Consider the following 7,444-nt stretch of genomic DNA (forward strand, 5'->3'; position numbering starts at 1 on the left):
TCATTAATGATAGCATAAAAGTGTGAGGTGAACAAAATGGATCAAGCTGAATGGGAAAAAATATTGGCCTATGTGGACTGCCATATCCACGAGAAAATCGCTCTGTGCAGCCTGGCGGAAATTGCCGGGTACAGTCCTTTTTACTTCAGCCGTATCTTTGCGGAAGAGATGGGAATGCCTGTCACGGGCTATATACGGATTCGTAAGCTGCAGTATGCGGCAGTCTCTCTGCTGGAAGGCCGGAAGGTGCTTGAGGTTGCCATGCTGTATGCGTTTGACTCACATGAAGGATTCACACGAGCTTTTACGCGGCTTTTCGGCTCAACGCCTAGTACGGTGAGGAAATACCTGGTTTCCTATACTGTTCCGGGATTTGCTGTGCCGACGGAAAAAAGGAGGTATTTAATGACTGAGTCAAAACGGGAGGATTTGCGGTATGGAAGGCATCAGCTTATATTTGAGACTGTGAGGCAATCACTGGAGGAAGCGGCAGAGGGTTTCTGCACCAGAGTGGAAATAATGCTGCTGCCGGATGGGAGAGTACGGATCAGAGATAATGGAAGAGGCCTTCCCCTTTCGGAGGATATTCAGGCCGACAGAATGGTGCTGAATAAGATACTGGCGGGAAAACCGGTTACCAATGCAGAGTACAGCCAGATGGGGGATTTGGTCCAGGCAGGGATGCAGACGGTGAATTCCCTGTGTGAAAGCCTGCAGGTTATGGTATACCGGGACGGCAGAAGCTTCCGGCAGGATTATGTGAGGGGGATTGCACAGCATGAGCTTTCCATACACATCCAGACGCATGAACGGGGAACGGAAATAGTTATGAAGCCGGATTCGGCAATTTTCGGAGAAGGGGAGTTTTCGGAGGACATGATCAGGGAATGGATCAAAAAGCAGCTTCCCGGAGACGGTAGGCTGGACATTTTGCTGAATGGTGAGAAAATAAAAGACTGAGAGTGATGAAAGAGGAAAACAGAAGCGGGGGAAGCCTCCACATGTGAAGCGGGACTCCCCCGGTTCCCGAAGTAAGCATGTATGAGACGGCACGGCTGTACCCTGAAATAACCACCAGGCTTTCCGGCAAAACCTATTTATACAGAGTCTACCGGACAGCCTTTGCCATGTACCAGGTTCCGGAGGAGCTGGACGGTTGGTCCGCCCTAAACAGGGCTGTATAATGAGCTGGTGCTCCCGCAGATGGGAGGAAAATATGGATAAAACATTTCACAGCGGCAACAGGGAACGGCTTTATGGAAAAATGAAGGAAAATTCAATTCTGCTTCTTTTTTCCGGGACAGAGGTCAGAAAAACGAACGATGAATATTATCCCTTTTACACGGACAGGAATTTCCTGTATTTAACGGGGCTGGACAGCAGGGAATTCATTCTTGCGGCCAGAAAAGACGGCGCAGGCGCGGTGGAGGAGTGTGTTTATATTCTGCCGCCGGATCCCATGCAGGAGCGCTGGACGGGAGAACGGCGTGTTTGGACAGCAGCTGCACGCATGGGCTGTGAGCGGCAATTATAAACATCTGTACCTTGATCTGTACAGGGTGTCGCCAGACGACAGGGATTGCCCTGCACATTTGCTTGCAAAAAAAGCAAAATTGGAATATCCTTATTTACGGATTGAAAATGCGAACGTCCTTATCCGCAGCTTAAGGACGATAAAGCAGGCCTGTGAAATAGAGGCCATGCGGGAAGCGGAGAAGATTACAAGGGACGGAATCGTTGCCATGATGAAGGCTTCCCGCCCCGGAATGTATGAATACCAGTACAAAGCGGAATTCGACTACGCGCTGGGACAGCACGGGCCGCAGGGGCCGGCCTTCCCTTCCATTATTTCTGCCGGGAAAAATAATTTCTGTATCCATTATTATCAATATAAAGGACAGGCCCGGGACGGAGATATGATATTGAATGATGTGGGCGCCTGGCACGACGGGCTGATGAATGATGTGTCCCGTGGATGGCCCTGCAATGGCAGGTTCACGGAAAAACAGAAGCTGCTCTATGAATGCGCGCTGAAAACCTCCAACCATATGTTTGAAATAATCCGGCCGGGGATGAAAATGGCGGACGTGGATAAAACAGCCAGGGCCTACAATGCGGAAATGCTGAAGGAAGCCGGCGTGCTGAAGCGGACGGAGGATATCGGCACCTTCATGTGGCACGGAGGCGCCCATCACGTGGGCTATGACGTACATGATGTGGTGGATTTTTCCATAGGAAGCATAGCGTCGGGCATGGTGTTCTGCGTGGATATCGGCATTTACCACGAGGAGTGGGGAATCGGCTTCCGGCTGGAGGATAACTGCCTGGTAACGGAGGAGGGCTGCGAGAATCTTTCCGTGATAACGCCGCGCACGGTGGAGGAGATAGAGGATACCATGAAAAGAGGCCTGACGGCGGGCTGTTCCGGCCGATAAGGACACGAGGCGGTTCCGGAAAAACGGGGAAGGCCGGAGGAAAATCCGGGGAAAACGGCGGCCGGTGAGAGATGAGGAGGAGCAAGATGCTTGACAGACAGTTTCATATTTCCAGGAGGGAAAAATTTCTGGAATTTTTAAAAGACGGGCAGGCGGGGATTTTTTTCGCCGGCAGCACCAAAATGATGGCGGGGGACGAAGAATATCCCTTCAGTGTCAACCGGAACTTCTTTTATCTTACAGGCTGTGAAGAGCCAGATACCGTTTATCTGGCATACAGGCAAAAGGGGGCGGGAAAAGAAGTCCTTTTTATCCGCCGGCCTGATCCCCGTTTGGAACGCTATGAGGGCCCCCGGCCGGGGAAAGCGGAAGCCGGGCAGAAATACGGGATTGCTGAGGTTTGTTTCCTGGATGAGCTTTCTGGAAGACTGGCGGAGCTGATCTCCTGCGGCGGTGTGGGCACCCTTTTGTTTGATCAGGAAGAGGGGACGTGGCAGGACATGGCGGAGCCTGTCCGGCAGACAGCGGACCGTCTGAAAAAGGACTGGCCCAGGCTGGCTGTTGAGAACGCCGCGCCCTGGTTTGCCCGGATGCGCAGGGTGAAGCAGCCGGAAGAGATAGCCGCCCACCGGATTGCCTGCAGGACGACTGTGGAGGCGGTCCGGTATATGATGGCGCATACCCGTCCGGAGATGACGGAAGGGCAGATGGAGGCCTATTTTGATTTTATCGTAAAAAGCCGGGGCTGCGGCCATGCGTTTGCCACAGTGGCCGCCACGGGAAAAAACGCCTGTATCCTGCATTATTCTGCCAACAGGGACAAGATAAAGGAAGGGGATCTGGTGCTGGTGGATCTGGGGGCAAGCTGGGAATATTACTGTGCGGATGTCTCCCGTACCTTTCCTGCCAATGGAAAATTTACGCCGAGGCAGAGGCTGCTGTATGAGATAGTGCTTGCCGGACTGACAGCGGCATTGGAAGCGGCAAAGCCGGGACAGCGCAAGGATGAACTGCAGCTGATCAGCAAAAGGGTGATGGCTGACGAACTGGTGAAGGCAGGCATCCTGTCGGCACCGGAGGAAATAGAAAAATATTATCTGCATGGCTCAGGGCATTTTATCGGTCTGTATACCCATGATGTAGGGGAGGATCCGGAAAACCTGCTGCAGAAGAATATGATGTTTACCCTGGAACCCGGGCTCTATTTTCCGGAAGAGGGCATTGGCATCAGAATCGAAGATACGCTCCTGGTAACGGAGGACGGCTGCGAAGTCCTTACCGCCGATATTCCGAAAACGGTAGAGGAAATTGAAGCCTTTATGCAATCGTAAGGGGAAGGACAGTTGCGTATATTACAGGTACATAGTGAGGAGGAAACACAATGAACCAGGTAATCCTGTGGATCATGGCGGCGGGCGTGGTGCTCGGTGGTATTGACAGGATTTTCGGAAGCCCGAAGGGCTACGGAAAGAAATTTGAGGAAGGTTTTTTCTTTTTGGGGCCGACGGCCCTTTCCATGGCCGGTATGATCTGCTTGGCGCCTGTATTGGCGAAGACGCTTGGCAGGCTCATCATACCGGCCTTCGGCCTGCTGGGCGTTGACCCGGCTATGTTTGGCGGCCTGCTGGCAATTGATATGGGCGGCTATCAGCTGGCCTGCAGTTTGGCCCAAAATCCACTGATGGGGCAGTATGCGGGGATTGTTATCGCCGCTGTTTTTGGCTGTACCGTTGTGTTTACCATACCGGTGGGGATGGGAATTGTGGAAAAAGAGGACAAACCGCTGTTTGCGCAGGGAATCATGATCGGACTGATGGTCATGCCCGTCTCCCTTGTTGCGGGAGGCCTTGTGTGCGGCCTGTCATTGTTGGAGATTGTCCATCAGAACCTGCCTGTGCTCGTGTTTTCCCTGCTCCTTCTGCTGGGACTGAAAAAAGCGCCCGCCGCCATGATAAAGGGCTTCACCATATTTGCCTCAGGGATTCAGATTCTTATTACCCTTGGTCTGGTGATTGCGGCGGTGACCTCCCTTACGGGCCTTGTCATCATACCTGGCATGGCCCCTCTGGAGGATGCCCTGGCCGTCGTTGCTTCCATCGGCATCGTAATGCTGGGAAGCCTTCCCATGGCGGAGCTTTTGACCAGGCTGCTGAAGCAGCCGCTTCTGTGGCTGGGTAAAAAATGCGGCATGAACAGCATCAGCGTGGCGGGTTTTCTGGTAGGTATAGTCAGCGCCATACCGGCGATCACGATGCTGAAACATATGGATAAAAGAGGAAAGGTAGTCAATGTGGCCTTCCTGGTGAGCGCCGCCTCCATGCTGGCGGCCCATTTGGGTTTTACGGTGAGCGAAGCGCCGGGAATGCTGCCGGCCCTGCTCGCCGCCAAGCTGTCAGGCGCTTTTGCGGCGATTCCGGTAGCCCTTCTTTTTACAAAGGGGACAGGAGCGAAAGCGTCCGCCGGAAAAACACTGGAAAACAGCAGCACAGCAGGAGAAACAGCATAGAACTCCGCCTGTATATCATGAATAATCCTGCGGCAGCCAGGATACTTTGCAAAGAGATCCGGAAAGTGGTTTAGGGCAAAATCCGAAGAAAAACCGCAAAGGGGATTCGGAGGATGGATGTGTGCGGCATGCTGCCAAAAAACTGCGGCACTGCGACATTTTGTAACTGAAATAGTCATCTTCCTGTCTAATAAATTATAGCGCACAACGGTATAATTACAGACATACAGAGGGAGAGGGGTTCGGAGGGGAAAAGGGCTTTTCCGAAACAGATACCTCTGAAAAACAAGGAGGAAAATCCTCTGCTCGTCAGAGGGCAAATTTCTAAAGAAATTGCATTTTGCTCCGCAAAACAAGGAGGAGGATTAACTATGTCAGAAAATTTTCAGCCCACATTTGAGTCGTTGAGGGCGCATGAATGTCCGAAATGGTTTCAGGATGCCAAATTCGGTATCTGGAGTCATTGGGGGCCGCAGAGCGTGCCGATGTGCGGTGACTGGTATGCAAGAAACATGTATATCCAGGGGAGCCCGCAGTATAATTATCATGTCAGACATTACGGACATCCGTCCAAATTCGGATACAAGGATATCTGTAAACTCTGGAAAGCGGAGAACTTTGATCCGGAGGGCCTGATGGAGCTGTATCACCGGGCGGGTGCCAGGTATTTTGTGGCCCAGGCCATGCACCATGATAATTTTTTCAATTATGAATCACAGGTTAATCGCTTTAATTCTGTCAATATTGGGCCGGGAAAGGATATCTGCTCCCTGTGGAAGGCGGCGGCTGATAAATATCAGATGCCCTTTGGACTGACGGAGCATCTGGGGGCTTCCTTTTCCTGGTGGTATGTAAATAAATGCTCTGACAGCTACGGCCCTTATAAAGGAGTTCCTTATGACGGTAACGATCCGGAGTATCAGGATTTTTACCATGCAAACCAGGAACATATCCAGCCCGGGAATACAGGAGAAATGGCCCAGTGGCTGACCGGGAACCGGAAATTCCAGAAATACTGGCTGGATACCATGAAAGAACTGGTGGATAAATTCCATCCCGCGCTTCTTTACTCGGACAGCGGCCTGCCTTTCGAAGAAGAGGGCTATGCTCCGGGACTGGAAGCAGTGGCATATCTGTATAATGACTCCATCGCAAGGAATGGTGAAAACCAGGCAATATACACCCAGAAAAACAGAACGCCCGACGTATACCGTGTGGGAACGCTGGATATTGAGAAGAGCCAGCTGCCCGGTGTACAGCCTTACCCGTGGCAGACGGATACCTGTATCGGAAACTGGTTCTATGATGCAAAACAGGTCTATAAAAGGCCTGCGCAGATTATTGAAATGCTTGTGGATATCATTTCAAAGAACGGCGTTATGCTTTTGAATATTCTTCAGCGTCCGGACGGAGCCATCGACGAGGAGGCGCGTTTCGTTCTGGAGGAGCTGGCAAAATGGTTCGCAGTATGTGCAGAGGGTGTGTATGGAACAAGACCTTTCCGCGTATTTGGCGAAGGAGACACTCGCGTGGTGATTGACGGTTTCCGTGAGGAAAGAGCGGAGTGGAATTCTTCAGATTTCCGTTTTACCAGGAAGGACGATACGGTGTATGCCTTCATGATGCAGGCGCCGGATAACAGGGCGGCGGTCATCAAATCCTTATGTCCGGAGGAAAAAGTTGAGAGCGTACGGCTGCTGGGAGCCGGAGAAGTGGAGTTTGTGCAGAGCTTCGGCGTGCTGACCGTAAAGCTTCCGGAGAAGCTGCCTACGGAATATACGAACTGCCTGGCTTTGAAGCTGGCCGGGAAATAAGCGGCAGAAAAGCGTGGGAATACATAATGGTATAAAAGCAGGGCAGAACCGGGGGAACTCGGTTCTGCCCTGAAATTTTATTTGGAGTCCCAAAGGTACCGTACCTTTTCACGGGCCTCCTGTTCGCTGATATTAAACCGAAGTTTCAGTTTTTCAACAGTCTGCTCAAAGCTCAGACCTAAATCTTTACAGGTTTCTATAATTCCCTCTTCTTTTCCGTTCTTATACTCGCTTGCACGGATTTTTCTCATTTCCTCTTCTTCATTATACTCAAAGATTGACACTGCTATCACCTCCGCTCTCTGTGACGACAGGAAATCTGCCAGAATCCCTTCCCTGATACATTCCGTCACTGCCCGTTCAACCGCTTCCTCAATCTGCATTCTCTTTGCATATTTTCTGACCCGGTCCACATACTGGCTGTATTCCCTCAATGTCCGGCATTTCTCCATCAGCTCTTTATTGTGTCCGAAATTGATATTCAGCATGAGCACCTTCAGTTCCAGCTCCGGTTCTGCCGTCTCTTTTTCAAAAGCATCCGACAGCCGTAGGATCTGCCTTTCCGGCTGCCCGTCTGTGCCATTGTAAAATACCACGAACCGTGGCACCGGAATTTTCACCAGCGTGGAAGAATATATGGTCTCATCCCGCGTATATTTTTCCAGCTGCTTGGCAATGTACACCAAATC

Annotated in this window: 8 protein-coding genes; 7 read left to right on the forward strand and 1 reads right to left on the reverse strand. The window is 51.5% G+C overall.

The window, feature by feature from the left end; genetic code table 11:
- Nucleotides 1-36: 36 nt before the first annotated feature.
- From DXC51_RS25080 to DXC51_RS25105, 7 genes are all read left to right on the forward strand, one after another.
- Nucleotides 37-960, forward strand: coding sequence for a helix-turn-helix domain-containing protein (locus tag DXC51_RS25080; RefSeq protein WP_117545645.1), 924 nt, complete (start codon nt 37-39; stop codon nt 958-960).
- 77 nt (nt 961-1,037) lie between these two features.
- Nucleotides 1,038-1,184, forward strand: a complete 147-nt coding sequence (locus DXC51_RS29715; RefSeq protein WP_021637021.1) for a hypothetical protein — start codon at nt 1,038-1,040, stop codon at nt 1,182-1,184.
- 32 nt (nt 1,185-1,216) lie between these two features.
- On the forward strand, nt 1,217-1,534 hold the full coding sequence (locus DXC51_RS25085) for an aminopeptidase P N-terminal domain-containing protein (protein WP_181970197.1): 318 nt from the start codon (nt 1,217-1,219) through the stop codon (nt 1,532-1,534).
- Nucleotides 1,488-2,435, forward strand: a complete 948-nt coding sequence (locus DXC51_RS25090; RefSeq protein WP_147332404.1) for a M24 family metallopeptidase — start codon at nt 1,488-1,490, stop codon at nt 2,433-2,435. The genes DXC51_RS25085 and DXC51_RS25090 overlap by 47 nt, the downstream gene beginning before the upstream one ends.
- Nucleotides 2,436-2,521: 86 nt before the next feature.
- On the forward strand, nt 2,522-3,766 hold the full coding sequence (locus DXC51_RS25095) for an aminopeptidase P family protein (RefSeq protein ID WP_181970198.1): 1,245 nt from the start codon (nt 2,522-2,524) through the stop codon (nt 3,764-3,766).
- Nucleotides 3,767-3,816: 50 nt separating this feature from the next.
- A complete protein-coding gene (locus DXC51_RS25100) occupies nt 3,817-4,941 on the forward strand; it encodes an ethanolamine utilization protein EutH (protein WP_021637018.1) in 1,125 nt (374 codons plus the stop codon).
- Nucleotides 4,942-5,312: 371 nt separating this feature from the next.
- The gene (locus DXC51_RS25105) at nt 5,313-6,755 is read left to right on the forward strand and encodes an alpha-L-fucosidase (RefSeq protein WP_117545649.1); all 1,443 of its coding nucleotides are present in this window, start codon (nt 5,313-5,315) and stop codon (nt 6,753-6,755) included.
- A gap of 77 nt (nt 6,756-6,832) precedes the next feature.
- Here the strand turns inward: DXC51_RS25105 and DXC51_RS25110 are convergent.
- Nucleotides 6,833-7,444 (reverse strand): hypothetical protein (locus tag DXC51_RS25110; RefSeq protein ID WP_117545659.1); only part of this gene is annotated, 612 nt, incomplete at its 5' end.

It is taken from the genome of Eisenbergiella massiliensis (assembly GCF_003435485.1).

Excerpts from the sequence above, each read along its gene's own strand:
- DXC51_RS25100 (WP_021637018.1), top strand. The coding sequence starts at position 3,817 with ATGAACCAGGTAATCCTGTGGATCATGGCGGCGGGCGTGGTGCTCGGT.
- DXC51_RS25095 (WP_181970198.1), top strand. The coding sequence starts at position 2,522 with ATGCTTGACAGACAGTTTCATATTTCCAGGAGGGAAAAATTTCTGGAA.
- DXC51_RS25080 (WP_117545645.1), top strand. The coding sequence starts at position 37 with ATGGATCAAGCTGAATGGGAAAAAATATTGGCCTATGTGGACTGCCAT.
- DXC51_RS25085 (WP_181970197.1), top strand. The coding sequence starts at position 1,217 with ATGGATAAAACATTTCACAGCGGCAACAGGGAACGGCTTTATGGAAAA.
- DXC51_RS25105 (WP_117545649.1), top strand. The coding sequence starts at position 5,313 with ATGTCAGAAAATTTTCAGCCCACATTTGAGTCGTTGAGGGCGCATGAA.
- DXC51_RS29715 (WP_021637021.1), top strand. The coding sequence starts at position 1,038 with ATGTATGAGACGGCACGGCTGTACCCTGAAATAACCACCAGGCTTTCC.